General features: G+C 72.7%; 14 protein-coding genes. 3 read left to right on the top strand and 11 right to left on the bottom strand.

All coding sequences use genetic code 11. The features are described from left to right. Positions 1-148 precede the first annotated feature (148 nt). Positions 149-1,102, bottom strand: a complete 954-nt coding sequence (lipA, locus tag ACZ6C1_RS17595) for a lipoyl synthase (RefSeq protein ID WP_469241896.1) — start codon at positions 1,100-1,102, stop codon at positions 149-151. A gap of 181 nt (positions 1,103-1,283) precedes the next feature. Continuing rightward, positions 1,284-2,132, bottom strand: a complete 849-nt coding sequence (gene lipB / locus ACZ6C1_RS17590; RefSeq protein ID WP_469241894.1) for a lipoyl(octanoyl) transferase LipB — start codon at positions 2,130-2,132, stop codon at positions 1,284-1,286. A gap of 273 nt (positions 2,133-2,405) precedes the next feature. On the opposite strand from lipB, the gene ACZ6C1_RS17585 reads away from it, so the two are divergent. Further along, the gene (locus tag ACZ6C1_RS17585) at positions 2,406-3,869 is read left to right on the top strand and encodes a regulator (RefSeq protein ID WP_469241892.1); all 1,464 of its coding nucleotides are present in this window, start codon (positions 2,406-2,408) and stop codon (positions 3,867-3,869) included. Positions 3,870-3,887: 18 nt separating this feature from the next. Here the strand turns inward: ACZ6C1_RS17585 and ACZ6C1_RS17580 are convergent, their stop codons facing one another. Further along, positions 3,888-5,159 (bottom strand): NAD(P)/FAD-dependent oxidoreductase, encoded by a 1,272-nt coding sequence (locus ACZ6C1_RS17580; RefSeq protein WP_469241890.1) that lies wholly within the window; start codon positions 5,157-5,159, stop codon positions 3,888-3,890. Positions 5,160-6,031: 872 nt separating this feature from the next. Further along, complete coding sequence (locus ACZ6C1_RS17575; protein ID WP_469241888.1) at positions 6,032-6,937, bottom strand: TIGR01777 family oxidoreductase; 906 nt, start codon at positions 6,935-6,937, stop codon at positions 6,032-6,034. A gap of 33 nt (positions 6,938-6,970) precedes the next feature. On the opposite strand from ACZ6C1_RS17575, the gene ACZ6C1_RS17570 reads away from it, so the two are divergent. Further along, complete coding sequence (locus tag ACZ6C1_RS17570) at positions 6,971-7,468, top strand: GNAT family N-acetyltransferase (protein WP_469241886.1); 498 nt, start codon at positions 6,971-6,973, stop codon at positions 7,466-7,468. Here ACZ6C1_RS17570 and ACZ6C1_RS17565 read toward each other — a convergent pair whose 3' ends face one another. Beyond that, entirely contained in the window at positions 7,469-7,987 is a 519-nt protein-coding gene (locus ACZ6C1_RS17565) for a DUF4240 domain-containing protein (RefSeq protein WP_469241944.1), read from the bottom strand. A gap of 98 nt (positions 7,988-8,085) precedes the next feature. On the opposite strand from ACZ6C1_RS17565, the gene ACZ6C1_RS17560 reads away from it, so the two are divergent. Next, positions 8,086-9,021 (top strand): SDR family oxidoreductase, encoded by a 936-nt coding sequence (locus ACZ6C1_RS17560; RefSeq protein ID WP_469241884.1) that lies wholly within the window; start codon positions 8,086-8,088, stop codon positions 9,019-9,021. 18 nt (positions 9,022-9,039) lie between these two features. Here ACZ6C1_RS17560 and ACZ6C1_RS17555 read toward each other — a convergent pair whose 3' ends face one another. From ACZ6C1_RS17555 to ACZ6C1_RS17530, 6 genes are all read right to left on the bottom strand, one after another. After that, complete coding sequence (locus ACZ6C1_RS17555) at positions 9,040-10,005, bottom strand: helix-turn-helix transcriptional regulator (RefSeq protein ID WP_469241882.1); 966 nt, start codon at positions 10,003-10,005, stop codon at positions 9,040-9,042. Between the two features lie 53 nt (positions 10,006-10,058). Further along, positions 10,059-12,749 (bottom strand): pyruvate dehydrogenase (acetyl-transferring), homodimeric type, encoded by a 2,691-nt coding sequence (gene aceE / locus ACZ6C1_RS17550; protein WP_469241880.1) that lies wholly within the window; start codon positions 12,747-12,749, stop codon positions 10,059-10,061. A 277-nt stretch (positions 12,750-13,026) separates the two neighbouring features. Next, positions 13,027-13,650 carry a GntR family transcriptional regulator gene (locus ACZ6C1_RS17545; RefSeq protein WP_469241879.1) on the bottom strand — a complete coding sequence of 208 codons (624 nt, stop codon included), beginning with the start codon at positions 13,648-13,650 and terminating at the stop codon, positions 13,027-13,029. Positions 13,651-13,815: 165 nt separating this feature from the next. Continuing rightward, a complete protein-coding gene (sucB, locus tag ACZ6C1_RS17540) occupies positions 13,816-15,606 on the bottom strand; it encodes a 2-oxoglutarate dehydrogenase, E2 component, dihydrolipoamide succinyltransferase (RefSeq protein ID WP_469241877.1) in 1,791 nt (596 codons plus the stop codon). 57 nt (positions 15,607-15,663) lie between these two features. Beyond that, a complete protein-coding gene (gene lpdA / locus ACZ6C1_RS17535) occupies positions 15,664-17,052 on the bottom strand; it encodes a dihydrolipoyl dehydrogenase (RefSeq protein WP_351821644.1) in 1,389 nt (462 codons plus the stop codon). A gap of 293 nt (positions 17,053-17,345) precedes the next feature. Further along, positions 17,346-18,866 (bottom strand): leucyl aminopeptidase, encoded by a 1,521-nt coding sequence (locus tag ACZ6C1_RS17530; RefSeq protein ID WP_469241874.1) that lies wholly within the window; start codon positions 18,864-18,866, stop codon positions 17,346-17,348. Between the last annotated feature and the right edge of the window lie 189 nt (positions 18,867-19,055).

The raw sequence follows: 19,055 nt of genomic DNA, 5'->3' as shown, positions 1-19,055 counted from the left end.
TTTTGTCTTGACATTGGAACCCCCCACCCCACCCCCCCCCCCCCCCCTCCCCCCCCCCCCCCCCCCCCCCCCCCCCCCCCCCCCCCCCCCCCCCCCCCCCCCCCCCCCCCCCCCCCCCCACGACAGCCACAGCCGCTTGTGCGGCGATTCACACAGTCGCCTGGCTCCGTCGCTCCATCGCCTGCTGGAACAGGCGGCCAGCGCGGTACGAGGAGCGGACCAGTGGGCCGGACATCACACCGGAGAAACCGATCTCGTCGGCCTCCTCCTTCAGCTCCACGAACTCCTGCGGCTTGACCCACCGCTCCACCGGGTGGTGGCGCACCGAGGGGCGCAGGTACTGGGTGATCGTGATGAGCTCGCAGCCCGCGTCGTGCAGGTGCTGGAGCGCCTCGCTGACCTCCTCGCGGGTCTCACCCATGCCGAGGATCAGGTTGGACTTGGTCACCAGGCCGGCTTCGCGGGCCTTGGTGATGACCTCCAGCGAACGCTCGTAGCGGAAGCCGGGGCGGATGCGCTTGAAGATGCGGGGCACGGTCTCGACGTTGTGCGCCAGCACCTCGGGGCGGGAGGAGAAGACCTCGGCGAGCTGCTCGGGCACCGCGTTGAAGTCGGGGATCAGCAGCTCGACCTTGGTGTGGCCGCCCTCGCGGTCGGCGGTCATCGCGTGGATCTGGCGCACGGTCTCCGCGTACAGCCAGGCACCGCCGTCCTCCAGGTCGTCGCGCGCGACGCCGGTGATGGTGGCGTAGTTCAGGTCCATCGCGACGACCGACTCGCCCACGCGGCGCGGTTCGTCCCGGTCCAGCGCCTGCGGCTTGCCCGTGTCGATCTGGCAGAAGTCGCAGCGCCGGGTGCACTGGTCACCGCCGATGAGGAAGGTGGCCTCGCGGTCCTCCCAGCATTCGAAGATGTTGGGACAGCCCGCCTCCTGGCAGACCGTGTGCAGGCCCTCGCTCTTCACGAGCTTCTGGAGCTGGTTGTACTCGGGGCCCATCTTCGCCCGGGTCTTGATCCACTCGGGCTTGCGCTCGATGGGGGTCTGGCTGTTCCGGACCTCCAGGCGCAGCATCTTGCGTCCGTCGGGTGCGACTGCGGACACGGCTGGCTCCTACGGCTTCGATTCCTCGGCGAACACCAGGGTACGCCCGATAAAAGTGTGGCCTTCTCGGCGACTGTCGTTACGCCTGGCAAACCTCTGGCCAGAGAGGGTCATTCCCGGACGTCACCTGGGCGGTTCCCTGAGCGGTTCCCTGGGCGGCGAGGGGGTGGTCAGGCGGTCCCTAGGCGGACGCCACGGCCTCGGTGGGCGCGGCGGGGACGACAGGGGCCAGGGCCTCGGCGGCGCGCTCGATCTCGCGGGGCCTCAGCTCCGCGTTCTCCAGCACGTCCCGCAGGTGCCGCTCCACCACGGGCAGCACCTCGGCGATCGTCACCTCCCGGCCCACCTCCTCCGACAGCGACGTCACACCCGCGTCCCGGATCCCGCACGGGACGATCCGGTCGAACCAGGTGTTGTCCGGGTTCACGTTCAGCGAGAAGCCGTGCATGGTGACGCCCTTGGCCACCCGGATGCCGATCGCCGCGAGCTTCCGGTCCTCGCGGCGCTGGCCGGCGTTGGACGGGGCGTACTCGGGGCCGTTCAGCCGCGCGTCGAACTCGTCGTCGTGCAGGCGCGGGTCGAAGTCCAGCGACAGCCCGCCCAGGGACGGCCGCTCCTCGACCGGGTCGCCCAGCACCCACACGCCGCTGCGGCCCTCGATCCGCGTGGTCTCCAGGCCGAACTGGGCCGCCGTGCGGATCAGTGCCTCTTCGAGGCGGCGCACATGGGCGACGACGTCCACCGGCCGGGGGAGCTTCATGATCGGGTAGCCGACGAGCTGGCCGGGGCCGTGCCACGTGATCTTGCCGCCGCGGTCCACGTCGATGACCGGCGTACCGTCCAGGGGGCGCTCGCTGTCCTCGGTGCGCCGCCCGGCCGTATACACCGGGAGGTGCTCCAGCAGCAGACACGTGTCGGGGATCTCGTCCGCGAAACGGGCGGCGTGGACCTCGCGCTGCATGTCCCACGCCCGCTGGTATTCGACCGCTTCCGCGCCGAAGCCCACATGGACGAATCGCAGCTCACTCACGGCAACGCCTCCCTAGAACCTTGCACCAGAACCCTGCAGCGTGCATTCATCGCGCCCCACGCCACTGTACGGCGGCGGTGTCGATCACGGGCGGGCAGGTGCGGTCCCCCGGTGGGGGCCGGCCCTGCCCGTCAGCGACGGCATCAATCCTCACACGATCGGATGAATCTGGGGCGAAGGTCACGGCCCGGACGTCCAGGGCGGTTAAATTCGCGCCGTTCCAAGGGGGTCTGCACCCCGGCCCAGAAGGCAAGGCAGGAGACCGCACAGCTGATGACGGATCGCCCCCCGCAGCGCACCCCCAACCGCCAGCTCGCCGCCCTCATCGCCGAAGCCGGGTTCTCCAACGCGGGCCTGGCCAGACGCGTGGACCAGCTCGGGCTCGAGCACGGCCTCGACCTGCGGTACGACAAGACGTCGGTGACCCGCTGGCTGCGCGGCCAGCAGCCGCGCGGCACCACACCCGCGCTGATCGCCGAGGTCTTCACCCGCCGACTGGGGCGACGACTGTCCGCCCAGGACCTGGGCCTGGACGCGTGCGCGCCCGTGTACGCCGGACTCGAGTTCGCGGCCACGCCCGACGAGGCCATCGACATCGTCAGCGGCCTGTGGCGCAAGGACTCCGGCAGCCACGCCGAGCTCCGCAAGATCGCCTTCACCCCGGCGGGACTCGTCGTCCCCAGCCGCGACTGGCTCATCGGCCGCGCCGACGAACGCGTGGGCCGTGGCGACCACCCGCACCCGGCCGAGCCCCGGGTGCCCGCCCAGGGCCGCGCCCCCGCCCCCCTGGCCGCCTCCGTACCGCGCCAGCGCTCCACCGACCGCGGGCCCGGGCAGCGCGTCACCGGCGGGGACATCGCCGCCCTCCGCTCCATCGGCGAACTGTTCCGCACCCTCGACCACGCCTACGGCGGCGGGCACGCCCGACAGGCCCTCGTCCGGTACCTGGAGCACGAGGCCGAGCCCATGCTGCGCGGCGTGTACGGCGAGACCGTCGGGCGCCGGCTGTTCGGCGCCGCCGCCGACCTGACCCGGCTCGCCGGCTGGACCTCGTACGACATCGCCGCCCACGGCCTCGCCCAGCGGTACTTCGTCCAGGCCCTGCGGCTCTCGCAGGCCGCGGGCGACCGCGCCTACGGCTCCTACGTACTGATCACCATGAGCCGCCAGGCCGTCTACCTCGGCCACGGGCGCGAGGCCGTGCAACTGGCGCGCGTCGCCCAGCAGGGCGTCGGCTCCTCCGCGCCGCCCGTCGTCCAGGCGATGCTGCACTCCGTCGAGGCCCGCGGGCACGCCGTCCTCGGCGAGGTGCGGGCCTGCACCTCCTCCCTCGTCCGGGCCGAGCGGGCACTCGACGCCGCCCGCCCCGGGGACGACGTGCCGTACTGGGCCCGGTTCTTCGACGAGGCACAGCTCGCCGACGACTTCGGCCACTGCCACCGTGACCTCCACCAGTACCGGGCCGCCGTGCAGCACGCGGAACGCTCCCTCCAGCTCCGCCCGCCCGCCTTCGCGCGCAGCCGCCTCTTCTGCCGGATCGTCCTCGCCACCGCCCGTCTCGGCCTCGGCGAACTCGAGCAGGCGTGCGCCCTCGGTGCCGAGGCCGCCCAGCAGGCCTCCGAGATGCGCTCGGCCCGCGCCGTGGAGTACGTGCGCGACTTCGAGCGTCGACTGGAGCCCTACCGGGACGCGAGCCCTGTCCGGAACTATCGGGACCGGGTCGGCGCCATCGGCTAGCCAGGGCCTGGCCGGGACCTAGGCAGCCGCCCGGAGAGGGGGCGTCGCCGTGCGCACGGCCGGGACACCCAGGTCACGCAGGACCGCGTCCGCGGCGCGGCGGCCCGAGCGGTACGCGCCCTGCACGGTGCTCGTGTCGCGGTGGTCGCCGCACACGTACAGCCCGCCCAGCAGCCGTACCGGCCGCTGCGGATCGTGCGGCGGAGGCATCGCCGGGACGGCCTCCGGGTCGTGGTGGACGGCCAGCAGCTCCCAGTCGTCGGTGCCGGTGCCGTACAGGGCGGCCAGCTGGGCCCTGACCCGCTGGTCGAGCCGGTCCGGCGGAGCGCCCAGGACCGTCGAGCTGATCAGTACGCGGCCGTGCGGGGCCCGTGACGGGTCGACCTCGCTCATCACGGCCGAGTGCGACACCGGGCCGGTGCGGTCGGCGTCCAGCACGAGCGCCGCGTCCGGCAGCGGGGCGGCCGGAGCGGTGTGGTGCACGAGCGTGACGGGGTGGAAGTCCGGTACGCGCAGCCCCGGCAGCAGCTCGCCGGCCGCACGGGCGCCGGTGGCCACGACCAGGGAACGGCAGCTCAGCTCGCCGTGCTCGGCGGTGACGACCTTGTTGATCGACGCGTCCTTGACGTGGACGCCGGTCTTCACCGTCCCCGGCGGCAGCGTCGCCGCCAGCCGCTCCGGCAACGTGGCGGCGCCGCCCGCCGGGACGCACAGCCGCCCGCGCGCGAAGTCCCGCAGCGCGAGGTCGGCGCACCGGCTGGACGTCGTGAGGTCCGGATCGGACAGCAGCGCCGACAGCAGCGGGCGGACGAACCCGCTGACCGTCCGCGCCGGCAGGCCCCGCCCCGCCAGCGCGTCCTGCGCCGGGCGCTCGGGACGGGCCAGCAGCCGTGCGTCCCCGGTCGTGGCCAGCCGGGCCAGCGCGGCGCCGAGCCGGGCCTGGTCCAGCGGGCGCGGTGCGCTCGCCAGGGCACGCGCCCTGGCCCACCGGGCGGTCCTGCCGACCTCCCCGGTGCGGTGCAGCCGGCCCTCGCTGTGCACCAGGACACCCGGCTGGAAGAGCCGCAGGTCTGCGTCGCCCAGTCCGGGGTACGAGGTACTGAGCACCTGCCCGAGCCGGTCGAGCCGGAACCCGTCGATGTGGTCGGTGGCCATGCGGCCGCCGATGTGAGAAGCGGCTTCAAGGACGCTGACGCTCACTCCCGCACTGGTCAGCTGATGAGCCGCGGCAAGACCGGCGACTCCGGCTCCTACGATGACGACGTCCGCGTGGCGTGCGTGCTTCAGCACGTGTCCCTCCCCGGGGTGGCGGTTCGCTGCGTGGGGGTGCGTGGGGGGCTCATGCCCTTAACAGGGCCGTGGAATACCCGAGTTCGGGCTTCGAGCGTATGGGCGAGCGGTGGTACCGGTCACACGCGCGTGCGGGGGGTCACCGAAGCACGGGGTCGCACGCCACGGCCCGGCGCCCCGCGCCTCTTTGGGGGTGAGTTGTACGCGGTGGCCGACGCCCCCACACCCCCGGCCACGGCATCTCCGCGCCGCGCGTACCTGTACGTCGTCGGGCCGGGCGCCCCCGGGGCGGCGGGGCTCTCGCGCCCGGGGTGGCGTGGTGGGCGGCGGGGCCGCGCCCGGGGGGCTTCGCACTGCGTGTGCGGGGTCAGGCCCGCGCGGGGGTGGCAGCGGGGTGCCGTCCGGGGTGGTTGCGGTGGGCCGCGCCCCGGGGTGTGGTGGCTTCGCGCCACGTGCATGGCGGTCGGGCACGTGCCCTCGGCGCGGCGGTAGCCGGCCGGTGCCCGCGCCCCGGGGTGTGGCGGCGGCGCCCTTGTCCGGGTGGTGGTGCGGTGGGCGGTGGGGCCGGGTCCCGGGGTTGGCTCCGCGCCGCGGGTACCTGGACGCCGGCGGGCCGGGCGCCCCCGGGGCGGCGCGGTGGGCGGCGGGGCCGCGCCGGGATGTGGCGGCGGGGTGCCCGCCCTGGGCGGTGCAGTCGGCGGCGGGCCGGGCCCTGGGGGCTTCGTGCCGGGCGCGTGTGCGGCGGCGGCCGGCCGGTGGGCCCGGGCCCCGGGCAGGCGGCGGGGCGCCCGCGTTCGCGCGCGGCGGTTTACCGCCGCCCGTTGCCCCGGGCACGCCGACCGCGGCGACACGGGGCGCCCGTGCCGTGGGGGTCAGGTGGCGGAGGCGATGGCCGTGTCGATCGTGGGGAACGCGAAGCGGAAGCCGGAGTCCAGGAGGCGGGAGGGCACGACGCGCTGGCTGCCGAGGACGTCGGCGGCGAAGTCGCCCAGTGCGATCCTCAGCGCCGGCGCCGGGACGTGCAGGAACGCGGGGCGGCGCAGGACGCGGGCCATCGCGGCGGTGACCTCCCGGTTGGTGACCGGGTCCGGGGCGGTGAGGTTCACCGGGCCGGCGAGGGACTCGGTGTCGAGGATGTGCCGCAGCGCGGCGACCTCGTCGTGCAGGGAGATGAAGCTCCAGTACTGATCGCCGTTGCCGAGACGGCCGCCGAGCCCCGCGCGGAACAGCGGGAACAGCCGCCCCCACGCGCCGCCCTCACGTGCCACGACCAGCCCGGTGCGGGCGTACGCGACACGGATCCCCGCGTCCTCCGCGGCCGCCGCGGCGTCCTCCCACTCGACGCACACCGACGGCAGGAAACCGTCCCCCGCGGGCGCCGTCTCGTCCACCGCCCGCGAGCCGGTGTCGCCGTAGTAGCCGAGCGCCGTGCCGCACAGCAGGACCTTCGGCGGGGTGTCCAGGGAGGCGACGGCCTCCGCGATCGCCGCCGTGCCGAGCACGCGGCTGTCCCGGATCTCCTTCTTGTACGCCTCGGTCCAGCGGCGCTCGCCGACGCCCGCGCCCGCGAGGTGGACGACGGCGTCACAGCCCACGAGCCCGGCGGCGTCCACGTACTGCCGCTTGGGGTCCCACTCGACCTCGTCACCGGCCCGCGCCGGCCGGCGCACCAGCCGGACCACCTCGTGGCCGTCGGCCCGCAGCGAGCGGACCAGGGCCGCACCGATGAGACCGGAGGAGCCGGTGACCGCGATCCGAGCGATGCCGATACGTTTCATGGGCCCATCCTGCCGCGTGGCACAGTGTCGGGCATGACCACCCCGCACATACGTCACGCCCGTCCCGAGGACGGCGACGCCCTCGGGCGGCTCGACCGCGACACCTGGTCGCCACTGCACGCCGTACAGCCGAAGCCCGAGCCGCCGTACGACCCGTTCTTCGACTCCACCCACCGCCCGGAGGACTTCCTGGTGGCCGTGGCCGAGGACGGCCGCCCCGCCGGTTACATACGTCTCGTGCCTCCCACCCGCCTCGCCTGCAACCAGCATGTGCGGCAGATCCAGGGCCTCGCCGTCGCCGAGTGGGCGCGCGGCCGGGGCATCGCGCGGGCCCTGCTGCGCGCCGCGTGCGCGGAGGCCCTCCGTCAGGGCGCCACCCGCGTCACGCTCCGCGTCCTGGGCCACAACAAGCCCGCACGCACCCTCTACGCGTCGGAGGGGTTCGTCGTCGAGGGCGTCCTGCCGGGGGAGTTCTTCCTGGACGGCCGGTACGTCGACGACGTCTTCATGGGGCGCGTCCTGCGGGGCTGATCACACGCCGAAACGGTCCCAGAGCCGGGGAAAGCGCTCCTCCAGCGCCGCGTCGTCGTCGAAATCGAACGGCGTGCCCTCCGGCTCCGGGGCCTGCGGCGGGATGCCCAGGTCCGGTGCGACGGCACCCGTGAGCTGTTCGTACGCCTCGTCCGCCGCGTACCCCAGCTCCTCGCCGTCCCCGTCGATCTCCTCGTCGAAGTCCTCCAGCAGCTCCGCGAGCGAGTCCGGCTCGTGCACCGCGCCCTCGAACACCTCCCGCCCCTGGCCGATCAGCCAGCAGCGGAAGTAGTCGAACGCGTCGTCGCTCGCGCCGCCCAGGAGCACGGCGGCGGCGCCCCACAGGTCCCAGGTGTACGCGCGGTTGTAGCGGGCCTCGAAGTGCCGGGCGAAGTCCAGCACGGAGTCGGGGTCGAGCTGCAGGAGCCGCTCGACGAGCAGCTCGGCGTGGTCCTCGGGGTCGCCCTCGGCGGCCTCCCGGGTCGTGTCGATGATCTCCCAGAACTCCGTCTCGTCCATCACGGGACAAGCATCCTGGGTCAGGGGTGACAGTGCACGCGGAGCGGCCAAAATGAAACCGGACAGAGGATGTCGTCTATGCGATGCACTGTGGTCGTATGACGAACGACACGACGCACAGCACACCACTGGCCGGAACGATCGCCCTCGTCGCGGGCGCCACACGCGGCGCGGGCCGCGCCATCGCCGTCGAGCTCGGCGCCGCCGGGGCCACGGTGTACGTCACCGGCCGCACCACCCGCGCGCGGGTCAGCGAGGTCGGCCGGCCCACCGAGACCATCGAGGAGACCGCCGAGCTCGTCACGGCGGCGGGCGGCGACGGCATCGCCGTACCGGTCGACCACCTCGAACCCGACCAGGTCCGCGCGCTCGTCGCCCGCATCGACGACGAGCGCGGACGTCTCGACGTCCTCGTCAACAGCCTCTGGGGCGGCGACCACCTCATCCCCTGGGGCAAGAAGATGTGGGAGACGGATCTGGACCAGGGCCTGCGCATCCTGGACCTCGGCTTCCGCAGCCACGCCATCACCAGCAGCTGCGCGCTTCCCCTGCTCGTCCGGCACCCGGGCGGGCTGGTCGTCGAGATGACGGACGGCACCACCGAGTACAACAACGGACGCCTCCGGGAGAACTTCTACTTCGACCTCGCCAAGAACGCCCCGCTGCGCATGGCCTTCAGCCTCGGCGAGGACCTCAAGGAGGTCGGGGGGACGGCGGTGGCGCTGAGCCCCGGCTACCTCCGTTCCGAGATGATGCTCGACATCTACGGCGTCACGGAGGAGAACTGGCGCGACGCGACCAAGAAGGAGCCGCACTTCGCCGTCGCCGAGTCGCCCGCGTACGTCGGCCGGGCGGTCGCCGCGCTCGCGGCCGACCCCGCCCGCCACCGGTGGAACGGCCAGTCGCTCTCCAGCGGGCAGCTCGCCAAGGTGTACGGCTTCACCGACACCGACGGATCACGGCCGGACGGCTGGGCGTACTTCATCGACGTCGTGCACGGCGGGAAGGACGCGCCCGTGGAGGACTACCGGTAGAGGGCTGCCGGTGGAGGACTACCGGTAGAGGTCCGCCATCCGGGCCGCCGCCGCGGCGAACAGCTCCCGCAGCGAGTCCGGCGCCAGCACCTCCGCCTCGGGCCCGAGCCGGAGGAGCTGGCCGTAGGCGACCTCCTCCGACTCGACCGGCAGGGTCACCGTCACCCGGCCCTCCGCGTCCGCCGGACCGGCCGCCTGGAGCGCCTCCCGGGCGGCGGCGCGGTCCGCCACGTACGGCAGGGCCCGCGCGCCGGCCTCCGTCAGCCGCACCACCGCCTCCGTGCGCAGGATCGAGCGGGCGAACTCGGCCGCCCGCTCCTCCCAGAACGCCGGCAGGTCGAAGTCCTCGTCCCGTACGAACCGCTCGTCGCCGAGCGCGACAGCCGTGAACCGGTCCACCCGGTAGACGCGGAAGGACGTGCCGGCACGGGCGCAGACGTACCAGACGCCCGCCTTGAGGACGAGCCCGTACGGCGCCAGCTCCCGCTCCACCTCCCCGTCCCGCCGCCGGTAGCGGGCCGCGACGAGCCGGTCGTCCCACACGGCTTCCGCGATCACCGGCAGCAGCTCGGGTGTCTCCGGTTCCTGGTACCAGCCCGGCGCGTCCAGGTGGAACCGCTGCGCGGCCGAGGAAGGCGCGTCCCGCAGTGACGGCATCAGCGCGGCGGACACCTTCAGCCGGGCCGCCGACGCCGCGTCGTCCAGCCCCATCTCGCGCAGCGCCCCCGGCACCCCGGACAGGAACAGCGCCTCGGCCTCGCTGCGGGCGAGCCCGGTCAGCCGCGTCCGGTAGCCGCCGATCAGCCGGTAACCGCCCGCCCGGCCCCGGTCCGCGTACACCGGCACGCCGGCCTCGGACAGCGCCAGGGCGTCCCGGGTGATCGTGCGCTCGGAGACCTCCAGCTCGCGCGCCAGCTCGGCGGCCGTCATCGACGGGCGGGACTGGAGCAGGAGCACCATCTTGATCAGCCGGGCAGCGCGCATGTCCACATCATGCAAGAAGCCCCCGCCGGAGCGGGGGCCTCGTGCGACGGTCCTTACAGGCCGTAGCGCTCGCGGGCTTCCTTCACCTGGGAGGCCGGCACCTCGCCGCGCTTGGCGAGCTGGGCCAGGGCCGCGACCACGATCGACTCGGCGTCCACGCCGAAGTGGCGGCGGGCCGCCTCCCGCGTGTCCGAGAGGCCGAAGCCGTCGGCGCCGAGCGAGCTGTAGTCCTGGTCGACCCACTGCGCGATCTGGTCCGGGACCTGGCGCATGTAGTCGCTGACCGCCAGCACCGGGCCGGGGGCGTCGGCCAGCACCTGGCGGACGTACGGCACCCGCTCCTCGCCGCGCAGCAGCGCCGCGTCGGCCTCCAGCGCGTCGCGCCGCAGCTCGGTCCACGAGGTCGCGGACCACACGTCGGCGGTCACGCCCCACTCGGCGGCCAGCATCTCCTGGGCCTTCAGGGCCCAGTGGATCGCCGTACCGGAGGACAGGAGCTGGAGCCGCGGGGCGTCGGCCGTGACCGGGGTGCCCTCCTTGAACCGGTACAGGCCCTTGATGATGCCCTCGTCCACACCCTCGGGCTTGGCCGGCTGCGGCATCGGCTCGTTGTAGACGGTCAGGTAGTAGAAGACGTTCGGGTCCTCGCCCGGGGCCGCCTCGCCGTACATCCGGCGCAGACCGTCCTTGACGATCGCCGCGACCTCGTACGCGAACGCCGGGTCGTACGTCAGCGCGGCCGGGTTGGTCGCCGCGATGACGGGGGAGTGGCCGTCGGCGTGCTGCAGGCCCTCACCGGTCAGCGTGGTGCGGCCGGCGGTGGCGCCGACGAGGAAGCCACGGCCGAGCTGGTCGCCGAGCTGCCACATCTGGTCGGCCGTCCGCTGCCAGCCGAACATCGAGTAGAAGATGTAGAACGGGATCATCTGCTCGCCGTGCGTGGAGTACGCGGTCGACGCGGCGATGAAGTCGGCCATCGAGCCGGCCTCGGTGATGCCCTCGTTGAGGATCTGGCCGTCCTTGGCCTCGCGGTAGTACATCAGCTGGTCGCGGTCGACCGGCTCGTACGTCTGGCCCTTCGGCGAGTAGATGCCGAGCGACGGGAACAGCGACTCCATACCGAAGGTGCGGGCCTCGTCCGGGACGATCGGCACCCAGCGCTTGCCGGTCTGCTTGTCGCGGATCAGGTCCTTCATCAGCCGGACGAAGGCCATGGTCGTGGCGACCGACTGCTGGCCGGAGCCCTTGTCGAACGCGGCGAACGTCTTGTCGGCCGGGGCCGGCAGCGGGTCCAGGGCGTGCATGCGGCGCGCCGGGGCGGGGCCGCCGAGGGCCGCGCGGCGCTCCTGGAGGTAGCGGACCTCGGGGGAGTCGGCGCCGGGGTGGCCGTAGGGCACCTGGCCGTCGACGAAGGCGGAGTCGGCGATGGGCAGGCCCAGCAGGTCCCGCATGCCCTTGAACTCGTCCACCGAGAGCTTCTTCATCTGGTGGTTGGCGTTCTTGGACTCGAAGCCCTTGCCGAGGGTGAAGCCCTTCACCGTCTGCGCGAGGATCACCGTCGGGGCGCCCTTGTGCTCCAGGGCCGCCTTGTACGCGGCGTACACCTTGCGCGGTTCGTGGCCGCCGCGGGAGTACTGGAAGCACTCGATGATCTTGTCGTCGGAGAGCAGCCTGCCCATCTCGACGAGGGCGGGGTCCTTGCCGAAGAAGTCCTCGCGGATGTAGGCCGCGTCACGCGTCTGGTACGTCTGGATCTGCGCGTCCGGCACCTCGCGCAGGCGGCGTACCAGCGCGCCCGTGGTGTCGAGCTGGAACAGCTCGTCCCAGGCGTTGCCCCACAGCGACTTCACGACGTTCCAGCCGGCGCCGCGGAACTGGGCCTCCAGCTCCTGCACGATCTTGAAGTTGGCGCGGACCGGGCCGTCGAGGCGCTGGAGGTTGCAGTTGATGACGAAGGTGAGGTTGTCCAGCTCCTCGCGGGCGGCGAGCGCGAGGGCCGCCGTCGACTCGGGCTCGTCCATCTCGCCGTCACCGAGGAACGCCCACACGTGGGAGTTCGAGACGTCCTTGATGTTGCGGTTGGTCAGGTAGCGGTTGAACCGCGCCTGGTAGATCGCGGAGAGCGGGCCGAGGCCCATCGACACCGTCGGGAACTCCCACAGCCAGGGCAGGCGGCGGGGGTGCGGGTAGGACGGCAGGCCGTTGCCGCCGGACTCCTGACGGAAGTTGTCCAGGTGCTGCGCGTTCAGCCGTCCGTCGAGGAAGGCGCGGGCGTAGATGCCGGGGGAGGCGTGGCCCTGGATGTAGAGCTGGTCGCCGGAGCCGTCCTGCTCCTTGCCGCGGAAGAAGTGGTTGAAGCCGGTCTCGTAGAGCCAGGCGGCGGAGGCGAAGGTGGCGATGTGGCCGCCGACGCCGTACTTGGAGCCGCGGGAGACCATGGCCGCCGCGTTCCAGCGGTTCCAGGCGGTGATCCTCGCTTCCATCTCCTCGTCGCCGTCGAAGCCGTAGCCGGCCTCGGCGGCGGTGGGGATGGTGTTGACGTAGTCGGTTTCGAGCAGCTTGGGCAGCGCGAGACCTGCGCCCTCGGCGCGCTCCAGGGTGCGTCGCATCAGGTACGCGGCGCGGTGCGGCCCGGCGGCCTTGGCGACGGCGTCGAGGGACGCCTGCCACTCGGCGGTCTCCTCGGGGTCGCGGTCCGGCAGCTGGTCGAGCTCGCTCGGCTGGATGCGGGTGGGGTCGGTCATAGTCGCCGCCTTCCGGAGTCGAAGGGGTGTGGAGCCCTTGGTCTTGGCAGGACAGGGCGAGGGGACCTCTGTTGAAGTCCGCGGACGACTGTACGACCGTGATCGATGATCGATCAAAGCGTTGAGGGAAAAATCTTTGCCCAGAGGCCAAAGTCGGCATTCGGTGCCACAAAAATGGGCACCGGGTGCCTTGTTTTCGCAGGTGAGGGCAGCGAATGAGCGTGCGCGGCGACCGATGAGCGGGAGGCGTGCGCGACCGGCGCACGAGGGGCGTGCGCTAGGCGCGCGGGGCGCAGCCCAGGACGTGCTCCTTCACCAGGACCCCGATCCTGGGGTCGCGGCGGCGGAAGGCCTGAACGAGCTCCTCGTGCTCCTCCGCGTACGACTTCTGGACGGTGCCGAGCCAGCGGATCGACAGTGCCGTGAAGACCTCAATGCCGAGGCCCTCCCAGGTGTGCAGCAGCACGCTGTTGTGCGCCGCCCGCACCAGCTCCCGGTGGAAGCCCACCGTGTGCCGCACCTGCGCCGTGCCGTCCGCCCGCGCGTCGGCCTCGTACAGCGCCGCCACGTGCGGCTCCAGGGCCGAGCAGTCGTCGCCCAGGCGGTCGGCCGCCAGCTCGGCGGCGATCTGCTCCAGGCCGGCCCGCACCGGGTAGCTCTCCTCCAGGTCCGCCGCCGTGAGGTTGCGCACCCGTACGCCCTTGTTGGGCGCCGACTCGATGAGCCGCAGGCTCTCCAGCTCCCGCAGGGCCTCGCGCACGGGCGTCTGGCTGACCGCCAGCTCGGTCGCGATCCGCCGCTCGACGATCCGCTCGCCCGGCTTCCAGCGGCCGCTGACGATGCCCTCCACGATGTGCTCGCGGATCTGCTCGCGCAGCGAGTGGACGACGGGCGGGGTCATGGGGGCTCCTTCGCTGCTGCGGCGGTCGCTGGCCATTATTCCGCCCGGTCAGCCCGTACGGCTGCTCCGTGCGGGAGACGCCCGTCACTCGTGATCACACGACGACGGCGCCCCCGGCCGGAGGTGTTCCGGCCGGGGGCGCCGCTGGTCACGTGCCTCAGAGGCTCACAGCCCGAGGTCGACCTCGAACTCGCCGGCCTCCAGGATCGCCTTGACGGCCGTCAGGTAGCGGGCCGCGTCGGCGCCGTCCACCAGACGGTGGTCGTAGGAGAGCGACAGGTACGTCATGTCGCGCACCGCGATGGTCTCGCCCAGGTCCGGGTGGTTGATGACCACCGGGCGCTTGACGGTGGCACCGATGCCCAGGATGGCGGCCTGGTTCGGCGGCACGATGACCGTGTCGAACAGCGCACCGCGCGAACCGGTGTTGCTGATCGTGAAGGTGGCGCCGGACATGTCGTCCGGGGTCAGGCCGCCGCCACGGGCCTTGCCCGCCAGCTCCGCGGTCTTCTTGGCGATACCGGCGATGTTCAGGTCGCCCGCGCCCTTGATGACCGGGGTCATCAGGCCCTTCTCGGCGTCCACGGCGATGCCGATGTTCTCCGAGTCGAAGTACGTGATCGTGCCCTCGTCCTCGTTGATCCGGGCGTTGATGACCGGGTGGGCCTTCAGCGCCTGGGCCGCCGCCTTCACAAAGAACGGCATCGGGGAGAGCTTGACGCCCTCACGGGCGGCGAACGTGTCCTTCGCGCGGTTGCGCAGCTTCATCAGCTTGGTGATGTCGACCTCGACGACCGAGGTCAGCTGGGCCTGCGAGTGCAGGGCCTTCATCATGTTCTCGCCGATGACCTTGCGCATCCGGGTCATCTTGACCGTCTGGCCGCGCAGCGGGGACGCCTCCAGGGCCGGGGCCTTCGGGGCGGCGGCAGCGGCCGGGGCGGCCGGAGCCGGGGCGGCGGCGGCCTTCGCGGCCTCGGCGGCGGCGACGACGTCCTGCTTGCGGATACGGCCACCGACGCCGGTGCCCTTGACGGACGCCAGGTCGACACCGTTCTCGGCCGCGAGCTTGCGGACCAGCGGGGTCACGTACGCGCCGTCCTCCGCCGGCTGTGCGGCGGCGGGGGCGGGCGTGACGGGAGCGGCAGCCGGGGCGGGAGCCGCGGGCTGAGCCGGAGCCGGAGCGGCGGCGGGCGCGGCCGGGGCCGGAGCCGGAGCGGGGGCCGGGGCGGGCGCGGCCGGGGCCGGAGCGGGCGCCGGGGCCGGAGCCGGGGCGGGGGCCTCGGCGGCGGGGGCGGCCGGAGCGGCGGGGGCAGCGGCGGGAGCCGCACCCGGCGCGCCGATGACGGCCAGCTTGGCGCCGACCTCGGCGGTCTCGTCCTCGCCGACCACGATCTCCAGGAGCACACCGGCAGCCGGGGCCGGGATCTCGGTGTCGACCTTGTCCGTGGAGACCTCGAGCAGCGGCTCGTCCTCCGCGACCTCCTCGCCGACCTCCTTCAGCCAGCGGGTGACGGTGCCCTCGGTGACCGACTCGCCCAGCGCGGGCAGGACGACGTCGGTGCCCTCGGCACCACCGGCCGGGGCGGCGGCCGGAGCCGGGGCCTCGGCGGCCGGAGCCGGAGCGGGGGCCGGAGCCTCGGCGGCGGGCGCCGGGGCTTCCTGGGCCGGGGCCGGGGCGGCCTCGGCGGCGGGGGCCGGGGCGGCCGCGGGGGCGCCCGTGCCGTCGTCGATGACGGCCAGCTCGGCGCCGACCTCGACGGTCTCGTCCTCGGCGACCTTGATGGAGGCGAGGACACCGGAGGCGGGAGCCGGGATCTCGGTGTCGACCTTGTCCGTCGACACCTCCAGCAGCGGCTCGTCGGCCTCGACGCGCTCGCCCTCGGCCTTCAGCCAGCGGGTGACAGTGCCCTCGGTGACGCTCTCGCCGAGCGCCGGCAGGGTTACGGAAACCGACATGGTTTCAGTTGCTCCTAACGAATTGCGGAAAGTGGTCGTCGCGCCCTGACTGAGGGCTCAGTCGTGGGAGTGGAGGGGCTTGCCGGCCAGCGCCAGGTGCGCCTCGCCGAGCGCCTCGTTCTGCGTCGGGTGGGCGTGGATGAGCTGCGCGACCTCGGCGGGCAGCGCCTCCCAGTTGTAGATCAGCTGCGCTTCGCCGACCTGCTCGCCCATGCGGTCACCGACCATGTGGACGCCGACCACGGCACCGTCCTTGACCTGGACGAGCTTGATCTCGCCCGCGGTCTTCAGGATCTTGCTCTTGCCGTTGCCCGCGAGGTTGTACTTCAGGGCGACGACCTTGTCCGCGCCGTAGATCTCCTTGGCCTTGGCCTCGGTGATGCCGACGGAGGCGACCTCAGGGTGGCAGTACGTCACCCGGGGCACGCCGTCGTAGTCGATCGGAACGGTCTTCAGACCGGCCAGACGCTCCGCCACCAGGATGCCCTCGGCGAAGCCGACGTGCGCGAGCTGGAGGGTCGGGACGAGGTCGCCGACGGCGGAGACGGTCGGGACGTTCGTCCGCATGTACTCGTCGACCAGGACGTAGCCGCGGTCCATCGCGACGCCCTGCTCCTCGTACCCGAGACCGGCGGAGACCGGGCCGCGGCCGATGGCGACGAGCAGCACCTCGGCCTCGAAGGTCTTGCCGTCCGCCAGGGTGACCTTGACGCCGTTGTCGGTGTACTCGGCGCTCTGGAAGAACGTACCGAGGTTGAACTTGATGCCGCGCTTGCGGAAGGCGCGCTCAAGAAGCTTCGAGCTGTTCTCGTCCTCGACCGGGACGAGGTGCTTCAGGCCCTCGATGATCGTGACGTCCGTGCCGAAGGACTTCCACGCCGAGGCGAACTCGACGCCGATGACGCCGCCGCCCAGGATGATCGCGGACTCCGGGACCCGGTCCAGGGTCAGGGCGTGGTCCGAGGAGATGATGCGGTTGCCGTCGATCTCCAGACCCGGGAGGGACTTCGGTACGGAACCGGTGGCGAGGAGGACGTGGCGTCCCTCGACCCGCTGGCCGTTCACGTCGACGGAGGTCGGGGAGGACAGCCGGCCCTCACCCTCGATGTAGGTCACCTTGCGGGAGGCGACCAGACCCTGCAGGCCCTTGTACAGGCCGGAGATCACGTCGTCCTTGTACTTGTGGACGGCCTTGATGTCGATGCCCTCGAAGGAGGCGAGCACACCGAACTGGTCGGCCTCACGGGCCTGGTCCGCGATCTCACCGGCGTGGAGCAGGGCCTTGGTGGGAATGCAGCCGTTGTGCAGGCAGGTGCCGCCGAGCTTGTTCTTCTCGATCAGTGCGACGTCCAGGCCCAGCTGCGCACCCCGCAGGGCCGCGGCGTACCCGCCACTGCCACCGCCGAGGATCACTAGGTCGAAAACGGTGCTGGCGTCGTTCGCCACGTCACGTCCTCCATGCATGTGCGCCGGTCGCCGGTCCTCGATGACCGGGCGGCGGCTGGTGTTCGGCCGCTGTTTCTTCGGCCCTGTGGTGGGGGCCCTGTCCTGCCGAGAACCCATCTTCGCACTTGTTGCCGGGACGCGGGACGCGGGGCCAGGCTCTGAGACGGCCGATCGTCCGTCCCGGCGGGCCCCGGACGGGTACGAAGCCACGGATTCCGTCGTGCTTCCGGCGTGCGACGGCCCCGGATCGTCCGCCCGGGGCCGTACACGTCACATCACCGTCCAGGGAGGCGTCAGCCGAGGTCGCCCGCCGCCGTGCGCTCCGCCAGCTTCACCAGGGTGCGCACGGCCGAGCCGGTGCCGCCCTTCGGGGTGTAGCCGAACGGGCCGCCCTCGTTGAAGGCGGGACCGGCGATGTCCAGGTGGGCCCAGGTGATGCCCTCGCCCACGAACTCCTTCAGGAACAGGCCGGCCACCAGGCCGCCGCCCATCCGCTCGCCCATGTTGGCGATGTCGGCGGTCGGGGAGTCCATGCCCTTGCGCAGGTCGGCCGGGAGCGGCATCGGCCAGGACTGCTCGCCGACCTCCTCCGCGATCTCGTGGACGGCCGTACGGAAGGCGTCGTCGTTCGCCATGATGCCGAACGTGCGGTTGCCCAGCGCCAGCACCATCGCGCCGGTCAGCGTCGCCACGTCGACGATCGCGTCCGGGTTCTCCTCCGACGCCTTGGTCAGGGCGTCGGCCAGCACCAGGCGGCCCTCGGCGTCGGTGTTCAGGACCTCGACGGTCTTGCCGCTGTACATGCGCAGCACGTCACCGGGGCGGACGGCGGAACCGGACGGCATGTTCTCGGCGAGCGCCAGCCAGCCGGTGACGTTCACCCGCAGGCCGAGGCGGGCGGCCGTGACGACGGCGGCAAACACCGCGGCCGCGCCGCTCATGTCGCACTTCATCGTCTCGTTGTGGCCGGCCGGCTTCAGGGAGATGCCGCCCGAGTCGTACGTGATGCCCTTGCCGACCAGGGCGAGGGTCTTCTCCGCCTTCGGGTGCGTGTACGCGAGCCGCACCAGGCGCGGGCCGTGCTCCGAGCCCTGGCCGACGCCGAGGATGCCGCCGTACCCGCCCTTGACGAGCGCCTTCTCATCGAGGACCTGCACCTTGATGCCGTGCTCCTTGCCGGCGGCGGTGGCGACGGCGGCGAAGGACTCGGGGTAGAGGTCGTTCGGCGGGGTGTTGATCAGGTCGCGGGCCCGGTTGATCTCCTCGGCCAGCGCGACGGCGCGCTCGGCCCCGGCCTTGTACGCCTTGTCGCGCGGCTTGCCGCCCAGCAGCACCACCTCGGCGAGCGGGCCCTTGGCGTCCTTGCCCTGCTCCCGGTACGCCGTGAACGCGTACGCGCCCAGCAGCGCGCCCTCCGCGATCGCCTCGGCGTCCTCCACCGCCTCGACCGGCAGGGCGAAGGCGGCCTTCTTGGTGCCGTTGAGCGCGCGGGCGGCGCAGCCGGCGGCCCGGCGCAGCGCCTCGGCGTCGTACGTCTCGTCCTTCTCGGGAGCCGTGCCCAGTCCCACCGCGAGCACGACCGGGGCCTTCAGGCCGGACGGCGAGGGCACCTTGGTCACCTCACCCTCGGCGCCCGACGCGCCGAGGGTCTCCAGGACGGTTGCGAGCTTTCCGCCGAACGCCTTGTCCACGGCCTCGGCACCCGGTGCGACAACGAGTCCCTTGCCGCCCTTCGGGCTCTTGGCGACGCCGACGACGAGAGCGTCGGCGCGCAGTGTCGCCGCGCCGGCGGTGCTGAGAGTGAGAGCAGTCACGGTGGTGAAATCTCGCTTCCATTGAGTTCTGAGGCGGTCGAGGGATGGGACGACCGGGTCCTGTCGCATCGTAAGTCGGGCCCGGGAAACACCGGGCACGAGCCTACGCGTGCTGCCGCGTTCCGCTCACGGCGACGGCGATTCACTCATCCGTGGCGTCTCCTCAACGTTTGCTGCGTCAACCGATGA

Source organism: Streptomyces sp. NPDC041796, from assembly GCF_055590785.1.
The sequence above is the reverse complement of the archived record's forward strand: the minus strand, read 5'-3'. Positions and strand labels throughout refer to the sequence as shown.

Excerpts from the sequence above, each read along its gene's own strand:
- ACZ6C1_RS17585 (WP_469241892.1), top strand. The coding sequence starts at position 2,406 with ATGACGGATCGCCCCCCGCAGCGCACCCCCAACCGCCAGCTCGCCGCC.
- ACZ6C1_RS17545 (WP_469241879.1), bottom strand. The coding sequence starts at position 13,650 with ATGACCCCGCCCGTCGTCCACTCGCTGCGCGAGCAGATCCGCGAGCAC.
- aceE (WP_469241880.1), bottom strand. The coding sequence starts at position 12,749 with ATGACCGACCCCACCCGCATCCAGCCGAGCGAGCTCGACCAGCTGCCG.
- ACZ6C1_RS17555 (WP_469241882.1), bottom strand. The coding sequence starts at position 10,005 with ATGCGCGCTGCCCGGCTGATCAAGATGGTGCTCCTGCTCCAGTCCCGC.
- ACZ6C1_RS17565 (WP_469241944.1), bottom strand. The coding sequence starts at position 7,987 with ATGGACGAGACGGAGTTCTGGGAGATCATCGACACGACCCGGGAGGCC.
- sucB (WP_469241877.1), bottom strand. The coding sequence starts at position 15,606 with ATGTCGGTTTCCGTAACCCTGCCGGCGCTCGGCGAGAGCGTCACCGAG.
- ACZ6C1_RS17570 (WP_469241886.1), top strand. The coding sequence starts at position 6,971 with ATGACCACCCCGCACATACGTCACGCCCGTCCCGAGGACGGCGACGCC.
- ACZ6C1_RS17560 (WP_469241884.1), top strand. The coding sequence starts at position 8,086 with ATGACGAACGACACGACGCACAGCACACCACTGGCCGGAACGATCGCC.
- ACZ6C1_RS17575 (WP_469241888.1), bottom strand. The coding sequence starts at position 6,937 with ATGAAACGTATCGGCATCGCTCGGATCGCGGTCACCGGCTCCTCCGGT.